Genomic DNA, 20,270 nt, shown 5'->3' on the forward strand with positions numbered 1-20,270 from the left:
CAGCAAACAGGCAGAACAATGAAACCCTTTATTTGGGCGGACTTACTGGCTTTGAATCGCCCAACTTTTGCTGCAAAAAGTCCTGGGCTACTTCTCCAGCTTCCTGCTGTTTCTTATCAACTTGATAATTGAGTCGTCGCATATCTTCCTCGGAGATTTTGCCCCCCAGCTCTGCGAGCACTTGACGCAATTCCGGGTATTTTTCCAAAACTTGCGATCGCACAACCGGAACTGCTTCGTAGGGCGGGAAATAGTTCTTGTCATCCTTGAGAACTACTAAACCTAAACTTTGAATCAAACCGTCCGTCGTATTACCAGCAATCACATCTACTTCTTTTTGTTGCAGCGCTTGATAAAGCAATCCTAACAGCAATTCCTTCGGTTCTTCTCGAAACTTAATCCCGTAAGTTTTAGCCAATCCGGGAAATCCATCTTCTCTCTCGTTAAATTCTGGACCGAAACCCGCCCGGAGTTTAGGTGCAGCTTTCCCAAGTTGCGACAGAGTTTGTAAATTGAGTTTTTTGGCATCGTCTCCCCGCACAATAATCGCAAAACTGTTATTAAATCCCAGCGGTTCCGTCCACTCAGCTTTAAACTGTTTGGGATATTCTTGTTTGAGGTAATTGAGGACTTTTTTGGGGTCAGAAATCGGTTTCTGTTTGAGCAGGTTGGCGTAAGCAGTACCCGTGTATTCGACGTACAAATCGATTTTACCTGCTGTTAGGGATTGATGGCAAAGCGAACCTCCGAGATTCTGTTCTTGTTCTACTTTGATATCTGTTTTAGCTTCGATGTGCTGTGCTAAAATTTCTGCGAGAATGGCTTGTTCGGTAAAGTCTTTCGAGCAGATGACAACTTGCTTTTGGGGCTTAGAGGTACATCCTGCTACTGCAAGCAAGCAAAGCAGCCAGCAGGAATAGAAAAAAAAATCGTTCTTAGAGATTTTCATGACTTAACTCACATTAAAAATCTACACTTAATACCTTATAAGTTATAGCATAAAGCCCAGATCGCAGACTTTTTCAATAAGTCTGCGCTTTAACACCGATCGCACTTTACGCAACTTTCGTTTTCCTGCTGTAACATTTATTGATAGACATGGAGGAATAAATATGGTAATCAGAGTCAGCGATATTATCCAGCAGCAGCGACAATTTTTTGCGACTGGGAAAACTAAGGATGTGGATTTTCGGATCGAACAACTCAAGAATCTCAAAAGTGCGATCGTTTCCAATCAATCACGGATTGTGGATGCTGTCAAGGCGGATTTGAACAAGCCGGAGTACGAGGCTTATTTTGAAATTGCTGCGATCGCAGAAGCTAATTATGCCATCAAAAACGTTAAATCGTGGGCAAAGCCGAAAAAAGTGCCTACTTCGATCGATCAATTTCCAGCATCGGCCTGCCTTTACCCAGAACCTTTGGGCATTGTTTTAATCATCGGGCCTTGGAATTACCCATTTCAGCTAATGATATCACCCTTGGTCGGGGCGATCGCCGCAGGCAACTGCGCCATCCTCAAACCTTCAGAAGTCGCCTCGCACACGTCGGCAGTTGTCGCCGACGTGATTACCAAAACCTTCGATCCCGCCTATGTAGCCGCCGTCGAAGGAGGAGTCGAAACCAGTCAACAATTATTAGCCGAAAAATTCGACCACATCTTCTTTACAGGAGGCACAAAAGTCGGTAAAATAGTGATGCAAGCCGCTGCCAAACACCTGACCCCTGTCACATTAGAACTAGGCGGCAAAAGTCCTTGCATTGTAGACTCAGATATTCAAGTTGAATACACTGCTAAACGCATTGCCTGGGGCAAATTTATCAATGCTGGTCAAACTTGTATCTCTCCCGATTACCTGTTAGTTGATAAAAAAGTTAAACCAGATTTGATAGAGGCAATTAAAACAGCAATTCACGGATTTTACGGCGACGACCCGCAGAAAAGTCCCGACTATCCCCGAATTATCAATCAGCATCATTTAGGACGTTTGGTAGAGTTTATCAAAGACGGAGAAGTTGTCGTCGGCGGTCAAACAAACCCCGAAGATAAATATATTGCACCGACGGTTCTCGACAAGGTTTCCTGGGATTCGCCTGTCATGCAGGATGAGATTTTTGGGCCGATTTTGCCAGTTTTGGAGTATGATGATTTCGGGGAGGCGATCGCCCAAATCAACGCCCGTCCCAAACCTTTAGCATTGTATTTATTCTCGAAGGATAAAGAAAAACAAGAGCGAGTCTTGCGGGAAACTTCCTCTGGGGGAGTTTCCATAAATGATACTGTAATGCAATACGGGGTGGCAGCTTTGCCTTTTGGGGGAGTTGGCGACAGCGGGATTGGGAGTTATCACGGCAAAGCGAGTTTTGATACTTTTTCTCATTACAAAAGCGTGCTGCAAAAGTCATTTTGGCTTGACTTGAAATGGCGGTATGCTCCCTATAAGGGTAAGTTGGATTTGATTAAGAAAGTTATCGGTTGATCGATCGCACTTGGAGGGGCGGGTTCACCAACGTTGACAATATAAGTGAGATAGCCAAATCAACCCGCCCCTTCCTGATATTATCGGTTAAGCGATTCCACGGTGAACGATTATTTCCATAAACTTTAAATGATTGCTCATCTGTTTTTTGCTCGATTTCCATCACAATCTCTACGTCACTCCTAAAGGACTGTTGCCCAGTCCAAAATAATCCACATTAGAAATGTCTATAATATCTTTTAGCATCTTCTCGCTAACAAGCAATTTATGGAACCTTTAACAAAAGAACGCTGTGCCGCCTGCCGCCCAAACTCTCCCCGCCTCACAGCTTACGAAATTGTCCAGCTAAAACCTCAAATTCCCGACTGGAATTTAATCGAAAAAAATGGCATTCCCCAAATAGAACGCACCTACGAATTCCCGGATTTCAAAAGTGCGATCGCCTTTACAAACAGCGTCGGCGAAGCAGCAGAAACCGAAGGACATCACCCCGCACTGTTAACCGAGTGGGGAAAAGTTACCGTTACTTGGTGGACTCACGCGATTTCTGGACTGCACCGCAATGATTTTATTATGGCTGCGAAAACCGATGCGATCGCCAATCAATTCTCAAAATAAAATCCGACTTATAGCCCGATCGTACTCTAAGAACTCACAGCTCCGGGTACCAGCGGAGAATGCCGTTGATTCCCATTCAACAACTCCAGATTCAGTCGGTAGCCGACATTCCGTACAGTTTGAATCAGGCTCGGCTGTCGCGGGTCGATTTCGATTTTTTTACGCAGAGAGAGTACGTGAGTGTCGATCGTCCGGGGGTTATCAATAGCATCGGGCCAGGCCCTCCGCAGCAAATCCGATCGCGACAGCGGCACTCCTCCAGCTTGAGCTAGCACGTACAGCAGGCTAAATTCCTGGGGAGTCAGCTCAATATGTTCCTCGTACAGCCTCACTCGGCGCTGCACCAAATCAATTTTCAGCAGCCCGCACTCCAGCGTCGCCGGCGGTACCATCGTGCGGTTACGGCGCATCAGAGCTTCCACCCTCGCCATAAACTCTTGCATCCCAAAGGGTTTAGTCAGGTAATCGTCTGCCCCCGCCTTCAAACCTTCAACAATATCCGATTCCGAATTCCGCGCCGACAGCATCAAAATCAGCGACTGCTGCTGCTGTTGCAGCCAGTGGCAAAATTCCAAACCGTCCCCATCCGGCAATTGGGCATCCAGAATGACTAGGGTTGGCTGGCGGCTGAAAAATATTTCCCTAGCGTGACTGATATCCGCTGACTGGTGCACCCAGTGACCGACTTGCTGTAGATGCCAGCCCAAGAGCGATCGCAGGTGCGGATTCCCTTCAACAATTGAAATACTTGCAGATTCCACAGAGGCGAGCTTCCCATATCACTAATTGCTACAAGGTTAACAGAGCTTTTGTCAAGCTTTTGTAACCATCGCTACTCAAGCATGAGCTGCGTTTAAAGCAGCGGACACACCCAGGGTAGGAATTTTAAATATAGGGTTAATTTGGGAGGGTCAGCCTGCAGAAAGGTTAAATCACTTTGGCGGTAAGCTTACAATGAAAATAAGACAGTGTAAAGACGATCGATCCCATGCCCCAACCGCCTGCCAAAAGCGATCCCCCCGACCCAGCCCCCACTCCCAGGAGGTTGACAAATCGCGCAAGTGAAACTAGAATTCCTCCAACCGTTCGCTCGGGAGCCGGAAGACTCAGCCACTTTGACCGCCAAATTCAGCAACATCCCGACTTAATTAAACGCACAGCGAATTATCTAGGTGCGCGCAAAAAGTCGAGCAACTGCATTGCAACGAGTGAAATTTTTTATGGAGGGTAGCCTGTTGAGCAGGGTAAAAACTTTTATTTAGAAATAGCCTCAAGCGGAGCCACTCAGCATCAATCGAGGCCATTCCTAAATCCCGCCGTCATTATACAAACCACAAAGGATTTCAACCTCACACCATGCTACAAGACACCCAAACAATCCGGCACTACCAAAAACTCACCGACGCCCTCGTCGAAATGTGGAATAGAGGTTATCGCTTCGATGACCTGCGGCTTTACTTAGACGGGTATTTAGCAGCCCTGCGGCATTCCAACGGTCTGGAACCCTATCTGATTCACAGACTAGAGGAAGAAGCAGCGCGTTACATTCACGACCCCTCCAATTTTGCAATGCCACAGACCCAAACTGAAGCCGACTACTATTAAATAGCAAATTCGGTTGGATAAACCCTTGATGATTTGGGAATTGGGAATTGGGAATTGGGAATTGGGAATTGGGAATTGTAACGGGTTTCCTGGCTCTGCCTGGGAACCGATGTCCAGAGGCTCGACCTCGCTTTGGGAGCCTAAAAATTCGATGCCGAGCCGACCGCATTGCGTTCCCAGGCAGAGCCAGGTATAGCAATCCTAAATGAGCCGTAAATTTTTTACCCCACCCCAACCCTCCCCGAACTCGCGGAGAGGGAGTAAGAAATTCACAAATGATTTAGTATTGCTATAACGAATAATTAAGTAAATCAACCTAATTCCGCGTAAAACGCGATTGCTGTTCTATCCCCGACTTCTTAAAGAAGTCGGGGATATGTTTTTTCTGTTTAATTTAAGAAGCCAAAGCCACTTCTACAACTTCTTGCAATTCGCCCTTTTGATACATCTCGATCATAATATCCGAGCCACCAATAAACTCGCCGTTGATATAAACTTGGGGAATTGTCGGCCAGTTGGAATACTCTTTAACGCCTTGACGAATTTCCTGGTCTGCCAAAACATCCACAGTTTCGTAAGGAACTCCCAAAGTATTGAGAATTTGCACCACAGTATTAGAAAAACCGCACTGGGGCATTAACTTATTGCCCTTCATAAACACCATGATTTTGTTTTGCTTAACCAACTCGTCAATTCTTTGATGTGCTGTTGTACTCATGGTAGGTCCTAATATTGTTTGAAATTTTTAAACGTTGACTGACGCAGAAACCGCGTTTTTTACGAAAATCTTTCGTTACAGCCATAGATTCCGGTAAAAAAAACCGGGTTTTTGTGGTTTTTGTGCGTAAGCGGAGCAGTTGTATTTCAGGCAACTATTGACACCCGCACAAACTTGTGATACCCACTTGCAAGTCAACAATTAAGCAACTTGACTTTTCGCTTCCCATTCTGCGGGAGTTAAGGTTTCCAAGCCCAAAGCGTGGATGGCTTCACTAGCCATTGCCTGTTTGAGAGCGCCGTAGACCAGTTGGTGCTGCTGTACTCGGCTTTTTCCTTCAAAGGCTGCAGAGACTACTCTCGCCTGGTAGTGGTCACCGCCGCCGGTCAAATCCTCAACTTCTATTTTAGCGTCGGGCAACCCTGCCTTAATCATTTCTGCTACTTGAGACGGTGTAACCATTGGTTTCTCTGATAAACGGCTGTAATTTAGATTTTAGTGGAACTATTTTGTCGATGAGCTCGGTTGACTGCTGGCAGGCCGCGGAAAGGGCGAATCCACAAAACCCAATTCCAGTAACTGCTGGTAAGCTTTTTTGCCCAAGTCGCGAGTTGGCTGCTGCGATCGAATAATCTGAATCAGCAGGGGCACAGCCAGTTCGGGCTTATTTTGCGCCCGGTGTACCAACGCCAGCCGGTAGGTAGCTTCGTCGCGCATTTGGGCTGTTTCTACAGCTTTGGTGCGGTGGCTTTCGGCCAAGCGGATGTCTATTCCGGCAAAACTGCTACCCAGTTGTTGGTAGAAGTTAGAGAGTTGATTGAAAATCTGGCGGGATTCTTGGAGTTTTTGACTGGCGAGTGCGTAATTCTGATTGGAAATAGCACTGCTGGCTTCTGTCATCAAACGCTGGCCTCCTTGGACGCTCAGCAGACTGCTGTCTTGCGTCAGAGGGCGAAGATTGTTGGGGTCTGTGGGGTCGTCGGCGGGATCGACTTGCGGTTGGTTCTCTGGCCCAGAAGGTTGTTGTGCTTGGACTGGGAGCGGTTGCAACAGGGTAAAAGCTGCGATCGCCCCGATCGTAATCCGGGCAGTGGAGCGAAGCCAACAAACAGTTCCAGAGTATACCATGAAATTACTTTGCGCCTGTGCGCTTTAAAAAAATATTTAGCTTGAGCCGATCTTACCATTGGCGATCGCAACCGGCTAAGTGTAAACCAAATTTGTTGAAATGTCAAAGGGTGCGATCGGGCAAAAGGCTTTTTAGGAAAAATTCAAGTAGAGACTTGACAGTATGTTCTCACTATGAGAACATAGAGGTGTCGTGTAAAAAACGGTACTGGAATGAGGCTAATTTCCAAGAAAAATCTGGAGAGTGCGATCGAATCCTACTCCGACGATGCCAAGGCTGCGATCGCAGTCTGGCGCAAGGCCATCAAAGACAACGATTGGGAATCACTAGAAGAGATTCGACAGGGATATTCCAAATCGGTAGATCAAGTCTGTGGATATACCATATTTAATATTAAAGGCAATCAGTATAGATTAATCGTAAAAATCAACTATACCGCCAAAATTATATATTTTAAAAAATTTTTAACCCATAGCGAATATGACAATATCAATTGGAATGATGAAGATGAAGTCAAACATAAAATAGGTTAAATTTCACTAAAATCATCAGGGAAAGATTACAGATTCCCTGATGTATTCAATCACTCCAAAACATTTACTCCAAACGTCAAAATCATGATGCCGAGAAACAAACACCCACCTTCGACTTGAGAACCATGTCTAAGTAAGCAAGCAAAGGAATGAGAAATGAACATCACAATTGAAAAAACAGCTTACGGTCAACTGCTGGCTAAATCTCAGCCTAAGCCAATCCTGAACGAAGAAGATAATGATCTTGCCCTCGCAGAAGTTGATTTTCTGATGTCTAAGGAAGAATTAACAGTAGAAGAAGAAACTTTACTGAGTCTCTGGGGGCTGTTGATCGAAGAATACGAATCAAAATATTACCCAGATCCAGAAGTGACTCCCCGGGATGTTCTATTGCATTTCATGGAAGTTCGCGAACTCAAACAAGCCGATTTAGTGGGCGTGATTGGTTCCAAAGGAGTAGTCTCTGAGGTGGTTAATGGGAAACGGGCGATTAGCAAGGCGCAAGCTAAGGCGCTGGGAGAATTTTTTAATGTTAATCCTAGCGTGTTTATTTGAGCGTGTTTATCTGAAAAACTCGCTGATATCGAAAAAGACTAGGCGGTTGAAACCGCTAGCAACACGCTCGCACAAACTAAGTCCAACGCGGACTGATGGAAAAACTACCGCTGTTAGTTACAGATTCAAACCCCTCATGGCAAAAACCTCCCTGACAGCTTATAAATATGTTTGATAAATCTACATCAAAATCAAACAGGAACATTTCTGATGGTACAACCAAGCAAACCGACCTCCGACACTCTCCAAAATTATCAAGGAATTGGAGTCCCAGATGAAAGTCTGGCAGTGATTTTACAACGCGGTGGCGATGAATTGCTGCTGTCAAAAGTTCCCAACCGCTTTACAGTCCGCCCCTCATCAACAGCATCAGCCTCAAACGATTGGGCTGCAACAACTGGGGCAAAACTAAACCGTCGCGTCGGCCAAAGCAATCTCGAAGAATATCTCGTTGCGCCCTCTAGCCTAGAAGCAGCAATGCAAGCAGCCCGCGCCAGCGAGGCCGTAGCTTTTGCCAGCCACGTCTATTGCCCCGCGAACAATCCCAGTACATTCTTTTACCTGACAGACCAAATTACTATTCAATTTGGCGAACAAGTAGACGAACAATCGCGAAATGCGATCGCCAATGCAGCAGCTTTACAAATAGTCCGGCCAGTAGAAGGAATTCCCAACACCTTCGTCTGCTTCGTCACCAAACAAGCAGCAGAAAACCCGATCAAAATTGCCAACCGCCTGACAAGATATCCAGAAGTTCTCGTAGCAGAACCCAACATTTTAGTAGAGACGCAGCAGCATTACACGCCCCGCGATCCGCTTTATCCCAAACAGTGGTATCTCAACAACAAAGGCGGCAACGAACTTGTCGGCGGTGCTCAAATTTATGCAGAACCAGCTTGGAACATGACTCGCGGAGTTCGATCGATCGTAATTGCGATCGCCGACGATTCAGTTGACATCACCCACCCAGATTTTCAAGGCCAAGGCAAAATCGTCTCACCCATCGATTTCAAAGACGGCGACACTTCCCCGATGCCAGTCGCCGACTCAGACAACCACGGCACAAGTTGTGCCGGCGTCGCCATTGCTGAAGAAAACGGCAATGGCATTGTCGGCGTCGCCCCCGGATGCGCCCTGATGCCCATCCGTACCAGTGGTTTTCTCGATGACAATTCTGTCGAAAAAATATTTAATTGGGCGATCGAAAAAGGTGCTGCCGTCATTTCTTGCAGTTGGGGGGCTGCGGCAGTTGACTATTCCCTTTCCCTGCGGCAGAGAGCAGTCATCACCAAAGCCGCAACCCAAGGGCGGGGCGGCAGAGGCTGCGTTATTCTCTTCGCTGCGGGGAATGCCAACCGCCCCGTCAACGGTACTGTTAACGAAAAAGGCTGGCCCAACAACGTCCTGGGGGGTCAAACTAGATGGCTAAACGGATTTGCCGTTCACCCCGACGTAATTGCCGTCAGCGCTTCCACTTCCCTCAACAAAAAAGCAGCCTACAGCAATTGGGGTTCCAGCATCTCGGTTTGCGCCCCCAGCAACAACGCGCCGCCGGGAACTTGGTTGCCAGAAAGCGGATATATCGCCACGCCGCCGCAGGTGACGCAGTATTTGCCCGGTTTGGGGGTGTTTACTGCCGATCGAGTGGGCGATCGGGGGTACGACTGGGGGGACTATACTGATACTTTTGGCGGTACTTCCAGCGCCACTCCAGTAGTGGCTGGGGTTGCAGGGTTGATACTTTCGGCTAACCCCCGTTTGACGGCGCGGGAAGTGCGGGGAATTCTCGAACAAACTGCTGAGAAAATTGTCGATCTCGATCCCGATCCCCAGTTGGGCAATCGCATGGGAAATTACGATCCTAACAACGGCCGCAGCGATTGGTTTGGTTACGGCAAAGTGAATGCTTTTAAAGCTGTGCAAGCTGCGGTGAGAAAGGGCGGTGGCAATCCGAATATCGGCGGTGCGGTGTTCAGCGATATTTCTGGACATTGGGCACAGAAGTTTATTGAAGCTTTGGCTGCGGCGAATATAATTAGCGGTTTTCCTGACGGTTCTTTTAGACCTGATGACAGTTTAAACCGTGCTCAATATGCGGCGCTGTTGGTGAGTGCGTTTAGTCCGATTCCGAGGGTGCCGGCTACAAATTTTATTGATGTTTCTGCTACGTTTTGGGCGAGAAGTGCGATCGAACGGGCAAATCGGGGGGGCTTTTTGGCGGGGTTTCCGGGGTTGAAGTTCGGCCCGAATCAGAATTTGACTAAAAGTGAGGCGATCGTATCTTTGGTTAACGGTTTGGAACTCAAGGGCGGCAATCCTGATTCTTTGAAAGTTTACATCGATCGCTCTCAAATTCCTAATTATGCTTTGAGTGCGATCGCCACAGCAACTACTTTAAAGATTGTGGTTAATTACCCTTCCCGCGATTGGCTTTCCCCGCTTCGGGATATTACTCGCGCTGAGATTTCGGCTTTGATTTACCAAACTTTGGTGGCAACTAATCGGGCAAAGGCGATCGATTCTCCCTACATTGTCTAGCTAAGAACAGTAAAACTGGTTCGATCGTTCGGACTTCAGTCCTCATAAAATCCGAGGACTGAAGCCGCTCTAATTCGCGGCGAGTCAAACCACTTTTTGCGTAAGTCCTGACGAAAAGATCGCTTTTTTGATGATAGCTTTAGATATCGAGTTACTTTCCCGGAAATCCCGGGTTTCAGACTGCGAATCAAAAACAGTCCGGACTATTGCAATAAGATAAGTTACATCTGCAGAATATGAGCCAAAATTGCGCGTAGTGAATCAGAGAGATTCGGTAAGCCGATTGTCAAGGTGAATTAATTTTTGTAAAGGTTTGGGCAAATCGCGAACATTACTGTGAAACAGACCTATATAATAACCAAATTACCCGTCAAGCCAAGACTTTTGAGCGAAATAATTAATTAATAGACTCTTTTCACTCATTTTGAAAATAGGCAACACTTTTGCGTTCGGATACTCAAGATGCCTCTTTTGACTGAACCTACCTTGTAAAAAGGAAAAACTCAAATGCCAAAAAGATCGTTGGAACTCTTCGGCGATGGTCGCGTATACGAAATCAAAGACGACCTAGCTATTAAAGTCACGGAGACTAATGGGCAAGTAAAAGCATTAATTGATGCTTTAAGCTTCAGTGTGGCTAAAACATATCATATTCATCCTCCAGACGAACAACCTCCTGATGTGGTAGAACGCAGAGGTTCAAAGCATATCAATCAAGAAGGTTTCAAGCTTCTCACTACCTTTGAAGGATGTGAACTCACTGCTTATGATGATGGCGGTGGAGTTTGGACAATTGGTTACGGACACACGGGCGATGATGTTTATCCAGAACTGACTATTAGCCAAACGCAAGCAGAAGAATTGCTGAGGGAAGATTTAGAAAAGTTTAAATCCTATGTTGAGGATGCCGTTGAAGTTGAGATCGATGACAACCAGTTTTCTGCACTGGTTTGCTTCTGTTTCAACGTGGGCCCAGGAACAGAAGGTTTTGGAGGTTCAACTCTTCTGAAGTTGTTGAACGACGGAGATTATCAAGGAGCAGCCGATCAGTTTCCTGTGTGGAATAAAGTCAATGGTGAACCCTGGCCAGGGCTGACACGCAGGCGCTTGGCCGAGCAAGCTCTGTTTTTAGGAATGCCTGAAGTTCGGGTTCTCACACTTACCGAGCCAATAATGCAAGGTGAGGATGTGCGTCAAGTGCAAGAAGCGCTGATGGCGGCAGGAATAAATGTTTTAGCAGATGGCGTTTTTGGTAAAGACACCGATCGTGCTGTGCGACAGTTTCAACAGCAAAAAGGGCTAACGGCGGATGGTGTTGTTGGTGTCCAAACACGCAAAGAATTGGGACTATAAAATCGATTGTGTAACCAATTACACTGACACAATTAAGGAATTTTCACAAGCTATGTGGAGGTAAGGTGCGGTGTGCATCGCCTACGGATAGAGTTTATGAATCCACGACTGACCAAATTCAAATTGATTGGATAAAACCATGACTAACTCAAGCGACATTCTATTTAATCAACCTGTAATTATCGAAGCCTGTGAAGAATTTGTCCAACGGGATATGTTGGAACTTAGAGGCAGTTTCCCAGGATTGCTCCAAGATGCCCCCATGTCTTCGACTGCGGTGGTCAATGGCTTATCTCAACAGTTGATTTATCAACTACAACTGATGATGCCAGATGCCTTTGTCAGTTTTGATGACCTTAATGTAGACTTGCTGGATGCAGCTTTTCCCTACGTACAAACCTCGGCAAAAGAGGCACTTCAGAGAGCCATTCAAGATCGAGGTCAAACGATGGAGGTGAACTCTGCTTACCGCACGATCGCCCAGCAAATGTTATTGTATAACGATCGCTTCAACAACTCTAATCCTGTAGCGCCACCAGGCACCAGCAATCACCAAACAGGGCTAGCGATCGACATTGAAGATGCCAGAGGCTGGGAATCTTATTTGATGCAATATGGCTGGCATCCATTACCGGGCGATCCGCCTCACTTCGACTACATAGGGGACGGGACGATCGATCTTCGCAGTAACTCAATACTCGCATTTCAGCAGCTTTGGAATCAGAACAACCCGGATGCAAAGATTAGCGAGGATGGCGGCTTTGGCCCCCAAACCGAGGATGCACTTAATCAATCGCCTGCTCAAGGGTTTGCTAAAGCGCCGTGGGATGACAACCCCAGAACGTTGCGCTTGGCGATGCCCAGAATGGAAGGCTCAGATGTAATCAAGCTTCAGGAAGGCTTGAAAAAGGCTGGCGTTGTAGTTGGGGTTGATGGTGAATTTGGGCCGGCAACAGATACAGCCGTCAAGGAATTTCAGCAGAAAAAAGGTTTGAAGCCCGACGGAATTGTCGCTCTCAAAACCCGCGAACAAATGGCTTGAGGTGTTAGCGCGATCGAGTTCACCAAACCTGGAACAGAACTTCCTCCGCCTTCGGTGGAAGTTCCCTTTATAGCTCAGCTTGTGGGTTGGGGCAGGTTTTGCTTCCAATTGTCACAAATTGAAGTAGCGCTATAATTGGCAATCTTTTTGATAATCAACGTAGCGAGGAGAGTAGCAATAGCAGGAGCAAGTCCCAGTCCAGAGATTAGAACAGGAGTTAACATCCCAGCAGCTTTAGTGTAATTCTGGCCCATAGCTTCATCCAGGATTTTCTGAGTCTGTGGATCGTTTCCGAGGGGTTGGCACATCAGCTCGTAAACTAAGGGGTTTACGCGATCGAACAACTGCTGGCCAGCTTCTAGAAGCTTGAGATCGATCGATGCTCTAGCGGCAACATTCACATCAATAGAATCCAGGGAAGCTGGGTCTATCCCTCTGGTTCCAAGTCCAGCCGCATCATCCCCTATGGCTTGAGCGCGATCGCCAATTTGGGCTGCTAGCTGATCCTCATCAAGTTCCCACAAACTTTCTACAATAACTTCAATTTCTGCCATGATTACTTGTCTCCCGACTATGGTTAACTAGAATATTGCTGATTATCCTTTACCTGCGAAGCTGATGAGTGAAAACCCGTCAATATAGCTTAACGAATGCCTAACTACACATCGGCAATCTTAACCATTCTTTAAAAAAGTGCGATCGACCCATCAAACTGCTGCTAAGTAGGTAACATTTAAATCGCCAGAAAGTTACTATCGAACCGGAAATCAAGCAAACACAGTTAAATTTGTTGAAGAACTCAAGCAAATCAATCTCACTGGTTATGATAGCTTTACATTCTGTCACACTGTAAAGTTACTTAACGCACATCAAAGATTTTATTGCCAGTTTGGTGGTATACTAAGAGTGAACCGTATAGAAATACAAAGACCTTTACCCGTTTAAGTAAAAGAAATATCCTTAAGCAAACATAAGGTAAAAGCTCCAGAAAACCAGAGGAACTCCCGAGTTCATGACTAACAACAACACAGTCAAAACAATTTTAATTCTGGCAGCCAATCCCACCAATACCGCTCCCCTGAGATTGGATCAAGAGATCCGGGAAATTGACGAAGGATTGCGACGAGCAAATAAGCGAGATCAGTATAAATTACAACAAAAATGGGCCGTGCGTTCCCGTGACTTTTACCGAGCTATTTTAGATTATCAACCCAACATTGTCCACTTTTGCGGACATGGTGCTGGAGCAGATGGAATTGTCCTAGAAGACGATACCGGAAAAATGGCGCTGGTGCAGACAAACGCCCTAGCTAGTATGTTTAAATTGTTTGCCCAGAAAGGTGTAGATTGTGTAATTCTCAATGCTTGTTATTCCGAAGTACAGGCAGAGGCAATTAGCCAATACGTTAATTATGTCATTGGCATGAATCGAGCCGTGGGAGATCGAGCAGCCCTTGCCTTTGCTGTAGGGTTTTATGATGCGATCGCTGCTGGATATACGTTAGAAGAAGGCTACGACTTAGGTTGCTCGCAGATGATGAGTTTCCGAGAGCATGAAACTCCTGTTTTTAAGAAAAAGAATTTAATTGATGCTCCGATTGCTCAGGGTGTAATTGGTGTTGAAGATGTGATTCCGCCCAATCCTTACCAAGGATTATCTGCCTTTGGGGAAGAAGATGCCGACTTCTTTTTTGGACAGGAAAAATTTGTCAGTAGTTTAGTAGAAGTAACGCACAAACAACCTTTGGTAGCAGTGGTTGGGCCAAGTGGCAGTGGTAAATCTTCTGTGGTATATGCGGGATTAATTCCCAAATTGCGAAAAGAAGAAAAATGGTTAATTGAATCTTTCCGTCCGGGCAAAGAACCGTTTGTGCAGTTAGCTTTTGCCTTGGTGCGGCACTTAGAACCCGAAGGAGGTGAAACTCAACAACTGCGGTCAGCGGTGGGATTAGCAAGTGATATGCTGCAAGGTAAAATCACCTTACAGCAAGTAATATCTCGCATTTTAGAGCGCAACCCAGGTAAACGGTTATTGTTAGTTGCAGACCAATTTGAGGAACTGTATACCCTTTGTCAGGTGCCGGAAGAACAGGAACGTTTTGCTGATGAGTTGCTAACGGCGATCGCTAAAGAAAATCTTAGATTGGTTTTAACTTTACGGGCTGATTTTTACGGCTATATACTTTCTTATCGTCCGTTGCGGGATGCCTTGCAGGAGTATACACCGCAGTTACTCAGTTCCATGAAACGGGAGGAATTACAACAAGCGATTGAATTACCTGCCCAAAAGTTGGAAGTACAATTAGAGGCACAATTAACCCAACACATTCTCGATGATGTGGGGTCAGAACCGGGTAATTTGCCATTATTAGAATTTGCCCTGACTCGTTTGTGGGAAAAGCAGCAAAACCGAGAATTAACTCACCAAGCTTATGAAGAAATTGGCGGGGTAAAAAAAGCCATTGCCAATCATGCCGAACAAGTGTACCAACAACTGAGCGAAACCGAGAAAAAACAGGCACAACGTATCTTTGTGCAATTAGTGCGTCCGGGGGAAGGAACAGAAGACACCAGGCGTGTTGCTAGCCGTGCAGAAGTAGGGGAAGATAACTGGAATTTGGTCAGTTATTTAGCGGGATATCCAGCGCGTTTGGTAGTTACGGGGCGGCAAGAAACGGAAGATAAAGTAGAGGTAGTGCATGAAGCGCTGATTCGGGAATGGGGAACTTTGCGCGAGTGGATGAATGCTAACCGTCAGTTTCGGACTTGGCAAGAACGGCTGAAGGTGGCATTACGGGAGTGGAAAAATAACAACCATGACTCTGGGGCAATGTTGCGGGGTGCGCCGTTGACTGTGGCGGAAGATTGGTTGCGTAAACGTGCGGATGAAATGACGCAGGAGGAACGAGATTTTATTCAGGTTAGCGCCAAAGAACGGAATAGGGAGAAACAGCAACAGGAACGCGGACGGCGACTGCAAATTATCGGGCTAAGTAGCTTTTCGATGATAGCTTTGGCTTTAGCAGGACTAGCTGGTGTTGGTTGGTGGCGTGCTGCTATCAATCAAATTAATTCTCTGGCTCAATATTCCGACGGGCTTTTAAATTTAGATGGGACGAAAGCTCTCAAAGCCAGTTTAAAAGCGGTTGTGCAAATGCAACGTACACCTTGGGTAGATGCTAATACCCAGACCTACGTAGAATTGTCATTATTAAATACAGTTTCCAATGTGGCAGCACCAAACACTCTAGGCGGACACGCGAACTCGGTTAATCGTGTCCGTTTCAGCCCCAATGGCAAGCTGCTGGCTACTGCCAGTAGTGACCACACCGTGAAACTGTGGGATACCACCACTGGCAAGCAAATTAACACCCTCAGCGGGCATACAGCCTCGGTTACTGCTGTCAGTTTCAGCCCCAATGGCAAGCTGCTGGCCACTGCCAGTGATGACAAGACAGTGAAACTGTGGGATACCAGCACCGGCAAGCAAATAAAAACCCTCAGCGGGCATACAGCCTCGGTTTATCTTGTCAGTTTCAGCCCCAATGGCAAGTTGCTGGCCACTGGCAATAGTGAGAACACCGTGAAACTGTGGGATACCTCCACTGGCAAAGAAATAAAAACCCTCAGCGGGCATAAAGACGGAGTTAATGATTTCAGTTTCAGCCCCAATGGCAAGCTGCTGGCCGCTGCCAGTGGTGACAACACCGTGAAACTGTGGGATACCTCCACCGGCAAGCAAATTAACACCCTCAGCGGGCATACAGACGTGGTTAATGTTGTCAGTTTCAGCCCCGATGGCAAGCTGCTGGCTACTGGCAGTTGGGATAATACAGTGAAACTGTGGGATACCTCCACCGGCAAGCAAATTAACACCCTCACCGGGCATACCGACTGGGTTAATGTTGTCAGTTTCAGCCCCGATGGCAAGCTGCTGGCCACTGCCAGTAGTGACAAGACAGTGAAACTGTGGGATACCTCCACCGGCAAAGAAATTAAAACCCTCAGCGAGCATAAAGACGGAGTTAATGGTGTCAGTTTCAGCCCCAATGGCAAGCTGCTGGCTACTGGCAGTAGTGACAAGACAGTGAAACTGTGGGATACCTCCACCGGCAAGGAAATCCAAACCCTCAGCGGGCATACAGACTCGGTTAGGGCTGTCAGTTTCAGCCCCAATGGCAAGCGGCTGGCTACTGGCAGTAGTGACAAGACAGTGAAACTGTGGGATACCTCCACCGGCAAGCAAATTAACACCCTCAGCGGTCATACAGAAAGGGTTAGGGTTGTCAGTTTCAGCCCCAATGGCAAGCTGCTGGCCACTGCCAGTAGTGACAAGACAGTGAAACTGTGGGATACCTCCACCGGCAAAGAAATTAAAACCCTCAGCGAGCATAAAGACGGAGTTAATGGTGTCAGTTTCAGCCCCAATGGCAAGCTGCTGGCTACTGGCAGTAGTGACAAGACAGTGAAACTGTGGGATACCTCCACCGGCAAGGAAATCCAAACCCTCAGCGGGCATACAGACTCGGTTAGGGCTGTCAGTTTCAGCCCCAATGGCAAGCTGCTGGCTACTGCCAGTCGTGACAAGACAGTGATACTGTGGGATACCTCCACCGGCAAGCAAATTAACACCCTCAGCGGGCATAAAGACTTGGTTATGGCTGTCAGTTTCAGTCCCGAGGGCAAGCTGCTGGCCGCGGCCAGTCGTGACAAGACAGTGAAACTGTGGGATACCTCCACCGGCAAGCAAATTAACACCCTCAGCGGGCATACAGAGTTGGTTATGGCTGTCAGTTTCAGCCCCGATGGCAAGCTGCTGGCGACTGGCAGTTGGGATAAGACAGTGAAACTGTGGGATACCTCCACCGGCAAGGAAATCAAAACTCTCAGCGGGCATACAGAGTTGGTTATGGCTGTCAGTTTCAGCCCCGATGGCAAGCTGCTGGCTACTGGCAGTCAGGACAAGACTGTGAAACTGTGGGATACCTCCACCGGCAAAGAAATTAAAACCCTCAGCGGGCATACAGAAAGGGTTTGGGCTGTCAGTTTCAGCCCCGATGGCAAGCTGCTGGCTACTGGCAGTCAGGACAAGACAGTGAGACTGTGGCGGTTAGATTTTGGTTATTTAGTTAAGGAAGGATGCAATTTCATAGACAATTACCTGATACCTAATCCTAATGATGCAGATGCCCTGGAAATTGACCAAAATTTATGCAAGAAGCTTTGATAAGCTCAGATTGAAAACTGCATAAAAAACCCAACCTCACTCCCATATAAAAATCAAACTTTTTCCAAACCCTTACCCCCCAACAACCATGACAAACCAAACCCCCAACTTCTACGCCCTCCTCATCGGCATCAATTTCTACTTCCCCCATCGTTTACCAGAAGGTAACTACTACAAAAACTTGCGAGGATGCGTTCAAGATATCAACCACGTCGAAACCTATTTAAAAGACACCTTCAACCTCACACCCGACCAAATTATTAAACTCACCGCGACTGCTTCCGACAATCCCAACCAACCCCAAGAACCCCCAGAACTCCTACCAACTTATGAAAATATCGTCGCCAAATTCAAAGAACTAACCGCCAAAGCCCAACCTCAAGACCGAGTATATATTCACTACTCCGGTCACGGCGGACGGGCGAAAACAATTTTTGAAAGCCTCAAGGGTTCTATGGGTTTAGATGAAGCCTTAGTTCCCTGCGATATCGGTCAACCAAACTCACGCTATTTGCGCGATTTGGAATTTGCCAAACTCCTGGAAGAAATGGTGGCAAAAGAGTTAGTTGTAACCCTCGTACTCGATAGCTGTCATTCCGGTGGCGCAACTAGAGAGATGAGCGGAGATGACCAAATTCGCGGTGAAGGTTTTATTGATATGACTCTTCGACCTACAGATAGTTTAGTCGCACCGCTTCAGGAATTAGCACAAAATTGGCAAAGTTCAACAGAAAATAGCCGCAATATTACCGTTGTCAATGGTTTGTTACCAGAACCGAAAGGTTATACCTTAATAGCCGCTTGTCGGGATCAGGAATTCGCTTATGAAAAGGTTTTTGAAGGGACGGAACGCAACGGCGCTTTAACTTATTATTTACTAAAAGCTTTGCGAGAATACGGGACAGAGATTCCTGTTAACAACTTATACGCTCGCATTTCTAATCTAGTTCACAATGATTTTAAACAACAAACACCGATGTTGATTGGTGAGACAAATCGCTCTTTTTTGGGCGGTCAATCTGTCTCCTTCACTCCTGGCGCATCCCTTCTTCGTAGTGTACCTGTTACGCGCACTACCCGCACCGTGCCAGTGATGAAGGTAGATATTACCAAAAACCGAGTCCAATTGCAAATGGGTGAAGCTAACGGCCTTAAAAAAGGAGCAGAATTCAATATTTTTCCATTCGGGACGCGGAATTTTGAGGACAGCGAACAGCGAATTGCTACGGTTAAAGTTGTAGAGGTGGGAGCATCCGACTGTTGGGCAGAAGTAACACAGCTATTTGGTTTCAGAACAATCAATCATAAATTAGCAGAAGGAATGATTGAAATTGGTTCCCCTGCTGTCTATTTAAGTCCAGGGTTGAAACAAATTCGGAAAGTTCGGGTTATTCTGCCTGACCCGTTACCGCAAATTTCTGGTGTAAAGGTGGAAATGCTCCCAGATATCCTCAAAGCAAAAAAAGAGCAAGTTGAAGGTCATCGCTGGATAGAATTCTGTTCGGAAGCAGAGAAAGATGAGAATGTGGATTATTTTGTTTCCCTGAATTCAGAAGGGGAATATTGGATTTTGGATGCGAATAAAGAACCTGTTAAAAATCTTCTATTTCCCATCAAAGTTGATGAAGCTGAAGCCACAGACAGGCTCATTAATCGCTTAATTCATGTGGCCAGATATGAGACTATTTTAGAGCTAGATAATGATGATCCTTTTGCTGCTACCTTAAATAGCAAACTTAAGGTTGAATTGGGTAACTCAGAAAAACGGGAATTTATACCTTTTAATCCGGGAAATAATGTTCCTATAGTGGCGGAAAAAGAAAAGTTCTTCGTGCAAATTCACAATCAATCTAATCGCACTTTAAATATTTCTGCTTTGCTCCTTGATACTGATTTAAGTATTGTTAAATTCTATCCTGAACATATTACTTCTGAACCTCTAGATCCCGGACAATCCAAAGGAACTAGCATTAAACTCGAACTGCCAGAAAATTGTCAGGAAGGAGTATATATCATTAAAGTATTTGCGACGATGGATGCAACGAATTTTCAATTATTGGAGTTGCCAGCGTTAGACCAATCTCGGAAAGGATTTGGCAATCAAGAACCTCAGAATGCTTTAGAACAATTATTGGCGGCGGTTGTGGACGAAAATAACCCTCAGCGAAAGGTTACGGTTGTTACGGATGCGAGTGAGGGATGGACGACGGAAAAGGTGGAAGTGGTGGTGAAAAAAATGTAGTGCGGGCATCTTGCTCGCTGGCTGTTTTTGCCTAGTCCTTTTTGATTGACTTTTGGTTGAGGTAATCAGAACACATCTGTTTATCCTCGGCTGTCACTTTCGGGTTTGTTCTGAGATAATCGCTGATCCAGTTGCAGCCTAATGCCATCAGTCTATCGACATCCCAAGTCCACAGTTTGATAGTCTTGTCTGTGCTAGCTGAAGCCAAAGTTTTGCCATCCGGACTAAAG

At 46.3% G+C, this 20,270-nt stretch carries 18 protein-coding genes; 11 read left to right on the plus strand and 7 right to left on the minus strand.

The window, feature by feature from the left end; genetic code table 11:
* Positions 1–28: 28 nt before the first annotated feature.
* Positions 29–949 (minus strand): glycine betaine ABC transporter substrate-binding protein, encoded by a 921-nt coding sequence (locus tag QUB33_RS03630; RefSeq protein ID WP_333347369.1) that lies wholly within the window; start codon positions 947–949, stop codon positions 29–31.
* A gap of 163 nt (positions 950–1,112) precedes the next feature.
* Between QUB33_RS03630 and QUB33_RS03635 the strand changes: the two genes are divergently transcribed.
* A complete protein-coding gene (locus QUB33_RS03635) occupies positions 1,113–2,480 on the plus strand; it encodes an aldehyde dehydrogenase (protein ID WP_333347372.1) in 1,368 nt (455 codons plus the stop codon).
* A 267-nt stretch (positions 2,481–2,747) separates the two neighbouring features.
* Positions 2,748–3,098, plus strand: a complete 351-nt coding sequence (locus QUB33_RS03640; protein WP_333347375.1) for a 4a-hydroxytetrahydrobiopterin dehydratase — start codon at positions 2,748–2,750, stop codon at positions 3,096–3,098.
* A 26-nt stretch (positions 3,099–3,124) separates the two neighbouring features.
* On the opposite strand, the gene QUB33_RS03645 is transcribed toward QUB33_RS03640, so the two are convergent.
* Positions 3,125–3,859 carry a response regulator gene (locus QUB33_RS03645; RefSeq protein WP_190657709.1) on the minus strand — a complete coding sequence of 245 codons (735 nt, stop codon included), beginning with the start codon at positions 3,857–3,859 and terminating at the stop codon, positions 3,125–3,127.
* 227 nt (positions 3,860–4,086) lie between these two features.
* Between QUB33_RS03645 and QUB33_RS03650 the strand changes: the two genes are divergently transcribed.
* A complete protein-coding gene (locus QUB33_RS03650) occupies positions 4,087–4,329 on the plus strand; it encodes a hypothetical protein (RefSeq protein WP_333347378.1) in 243 nt (80 codons plus the stop codon).
* Between the two features lie 125 nt (positions 4,330–4,454).
* Positions 4,455–4,703, plus strand: a complete 249-nt coding sequence (locus QUB33_RS03655; RefSeq protein ID WP_006634037.1) for a DUF6761 family protein — start codon at positions 4,455–4,457, stop codon at positions 4,701–4,703.
* 394 nt (positions 4,704–5,097) lie between these two features.
* On the opposite strand, the gene grxD is transcribed toward QUB33_RS03655, so the two are convergent.
* The 3 genes from grxD to QUB33_RS03670 form a co-directional block, all read right to left on the minus strand.
* Positions 5,098–5,421 carry a Grx4 family monothiol glutaredoxin gene (gene grxD / locus QUB33_RS03660; RefSeq protein WP_190657705.1) on the minus strand — a complete coding sequence of 108 codons (324 nt, stop codon included), beginning with the start codon at positions 5,419–5,421 and terminating at the stop codon, positions 5,098–5,100.
* Positions 5,422–5,622: 201 nt separating this feature from the next.
* Positions 5,623–5,883 (minus strand): BolA family protein, encoded by a 261-nt coding sequence (locus tag QUB33_RS03665; protein ID WP_190657703.1) that lies wholly within the window; start codon positions 5,881–5,883, stop codon positions 5,623–5,625.
* 42 nt (positions 5,884–5,925) lie between these two features.
* Positions 5,926–6,549 carry a hypothetical protein gene (locus tag QUB33_RS03670; protein ID WP_333347381.1) on the minus strand — a complete coding sequence of 208 codons (624 nt, stop codon included), beginning with the start codon at positions 6,547–6,549 and terminating at the stop codon, positions 5,926–5,928.
* A gap of 213 nt (positions 6,550–6,762) precedes the next feature.
* Between QUB33_RS03670 and QUB33_RS03675 the strand changes: the two genes are divergently transcribed.
* The 5 genes from QUB33_RS03675 to QUB33_RS03695 all read left to right on the plus strand — a co-directional run bounded on the left by QUB33_RS03675 (position 6,763) and on the right by QUB33_RS03695 (position 12,571).
* Complete coding sequence (locus tag QUB33_RS03675) at positions 6,763–7,083, plus strand: type II toxin-antitoxin system HigB family toxin (protein WP_333347385.1); 321 nt, start codon at positions 6,763–6,765, stop codon at positions 7,081–7,083.
* Positions 7,084–7,239: 156 nt separating this feature from the next.
* Positions 7,240–7,638 (plus strand): helix-turn-helix domain-containing protein, encoded by a 399-nt coding sequence (locus QUB33_RS03680; RefSeq protein ID WP_006634032.1) that lies wholly within the window; start codon positions 7,240–7,242, stop codon positions 7,636–7,638.
* Positions 7,639–7,848: 210 nt separating this feature from the next.
* A complete protein-coding gene (locus tag QUB33_RS03685; RefSeq protein ID WP_333347388.1) occupies positions 7,849–10,176 on the plus strand; it encodes a S8 family serine peptidase in 2,328 nt (775 codons plus the stop codon).
* Positions 10,177–10,683: 507 nt separating this feature from the next.
* Entirely contained in the window at positions 10,684–11,529 is an 846-nt protein-coding gene (locus QUB33_RS03690; RefSeq protein WP_333347391.1) for a glycoside hydrolase family protein, read from the plus strand.
* Between the two features lie 139 nt (positions 11,530–11,668).
* Positions 11,669–12,571 (plus strand): peptidoglycan-binding protein, encoded by a 903-nt coding sequence (locus tag QUB33_RS03695; RefSeq protein ID WP_333347394.1) that lies wholly within the window; start codon positions 11,669–11,671, stop codon positions 12,569–12,571.
* 74 nt (positions 12,572–12,645) lie between these two features.
* On the opposite strand, the gene QUB33_RS03700 is transcribed toward QUB33_RS03695, so the two are convergent.
* Positions 12,646–13,125, minus strand: coding sequence for a hypothetical protein (locus QUB33_RS03700; RefSeq protein ID WP_333347397.1), 480 nt, complete (start codon positions 13,123–13,125; stop codon positions 12,646–12,648).
* A gap of 458 nt (positions 13,126–13,583) precedes the next feature.
* Here QUB33_RS03700 and QUB33_RS03705 point away from each other — a divergent pair, with 458 nt between their 5' ends.
* On the plus strand, positions 13,584–17,798 hold the full coding sequence (locus QUB33_RS03705; RefSeq protein ID WP_333347400.1) for an nSTAND1 domain-containing NTPase: 4,215 nt from the start codon (positions 13,584–13,586) through the stop codon (positions 17,796–17,798).
* An 88-nt stretch (positions 17,799–17,886) separates the two neighbouring features.
* A complete protein-coding gene (locus tag QUB33_RS03710; protein ID WP_333347403.1) occupies positions 17,887–20,040 on the plus strand; it encodes a caspase family protein in 2,154 nt (717 codons plus the stop codon).
* Between the two features lie 31 nt (positions 20,041–20,071).
* On the opposite strand, the gene QUB33_RS03715 is transcribed toward QUB33_RS03710, so the two are convergent.
* A partial coding sequence (locus QUB33_RS03715) for a hypothetical protein (RefSeq protein ID WP_333347406.1) occupies positions 20,072–20,270 on the minus strand: 199 nt, incomplete at its 5' end.

The organism is Microcoleus sp. B3-A4, from assembly GCF_036705385.1.
GTDB lineage: Bacteria > Cyanobacteriota > Cyanobacteriia > Cyanobacteriales > Microcoleaceae > Microcoleus.

Excerpts from the sequence above, each read along its gene's own strand:
- QUB33_RS03635 (WP_333347372.1), top strand. The coding sequence starts at position 1,113 with ATGGTAATCAGAGTCAGCGATATTATCCAGCAGCAGCGACAATTTTTT.
- QUB33_RS03680 (WP_006634032.1), top strand. The coding sequence starts at position 7,240 with ATGAACATCACAATTGAAAAAACAGCTTACGGTCAACTGCTGGCTAAA.
- QUB33_RS03640 (WP_333347375.1), top strand. The coding sequence starts at position 2,748 with ATGGAACCTTTAACAAAAGAACGCTGTGCCGCCTGCCGCCCAAACTCT.
- QUB33_RS03685 (WP_333347388.1), top strand. The coding sequence starts at position 7,849 with ATGGTACAACCAAGCAAACCGACCTCCGACACTCTCCAAAATTATCAA.
- grxD (WP_190657705.1), bottom strand. The coding sequence starts at position 5,421 with ATGAGTACAACAGCACATCAAAGAATTGACGAGTTGGTTAAGCAAAAC.
- QUB33_RS03700 (WP_333347397.1), bottom strand. The coding sequence starts at position 13,125 with ATGGCAGAAATTGAAGTTATTGTAGAAAGTTTGTGGGAACTTGATGAG.
- QUB33_RS03675 (WP_333347385.1), top strand. The coding sequence starts at position 6,763 with ATGAGGCTAATTTCCAAGAAAAATCTGGAGAGTGCGATCGAATCCTAC.
- QUB33_RS03705 (WP_333347400.1), top strand. The coding sequence starts at position 13,584 with ATGACTAACAACAACACAGTCAAAACAATTTTAATTCTGGCAGCCAAT.
- QUB33_RS03665 (WP_190657703.1), bottom strand. The coding sequence starts at position 5,883 with ATGGTTACACCGTCTCAAGTAGCAGAAATGATTAAGGCAGGGTTGCCC.
- QUB33_RS03630 (WP_333347369.1), bottom strand. The coding sequence starts at position 949 with ATGAAAATCTCTAAGAACGATTTTTTTTTCTATTCCTGCTGGCTGCTT.
- QUB33_RS03690 (WP_333347391.1), top strand. The coding sequence starts at position 10,684 with ATGCCAAAAAGATCGTTGGAACTCTTCGGCGATGGTCGCGTATACGAA.
- QUB33_RS03670 (WP_333347381.1), bottom strand. The coding sequence starts at position 6,549 with ATGGTATACTCTGGAACTGTTTGTTGGCTTCGCTCCACTGCCCGGATT.
- QUB33_RS03695 (WP_333347394.1), top strand. The coding sequence starts at position 11,669 with ATGACTAACTCAAGCGACATTCTATTTAATCAACCTGTAATTATCGAA.
- QUB33_RS03655 (WP_006634037.1), top strand. The coding sequence starts at position 4,455 with ATGCTACAAGACACCCAAACAATCCGGCACTACCAAAAACTCACCGAC.
- QUB33_RS03710 (WP_333347403.1), top strand. The coding sequence starts at position 17,887 with ATGACAAACCAAACCCCCAACTTCTACGCCCTCCTCATCGGCATCAAT.
- QUB33_RS03650 (WP_333347378.1), top strand. The coding sequence starts at position 4,087 with ATGCCCCAACCGCCTGCCAAAAGCGATCCCCCCGACCCAGCCCCCACT.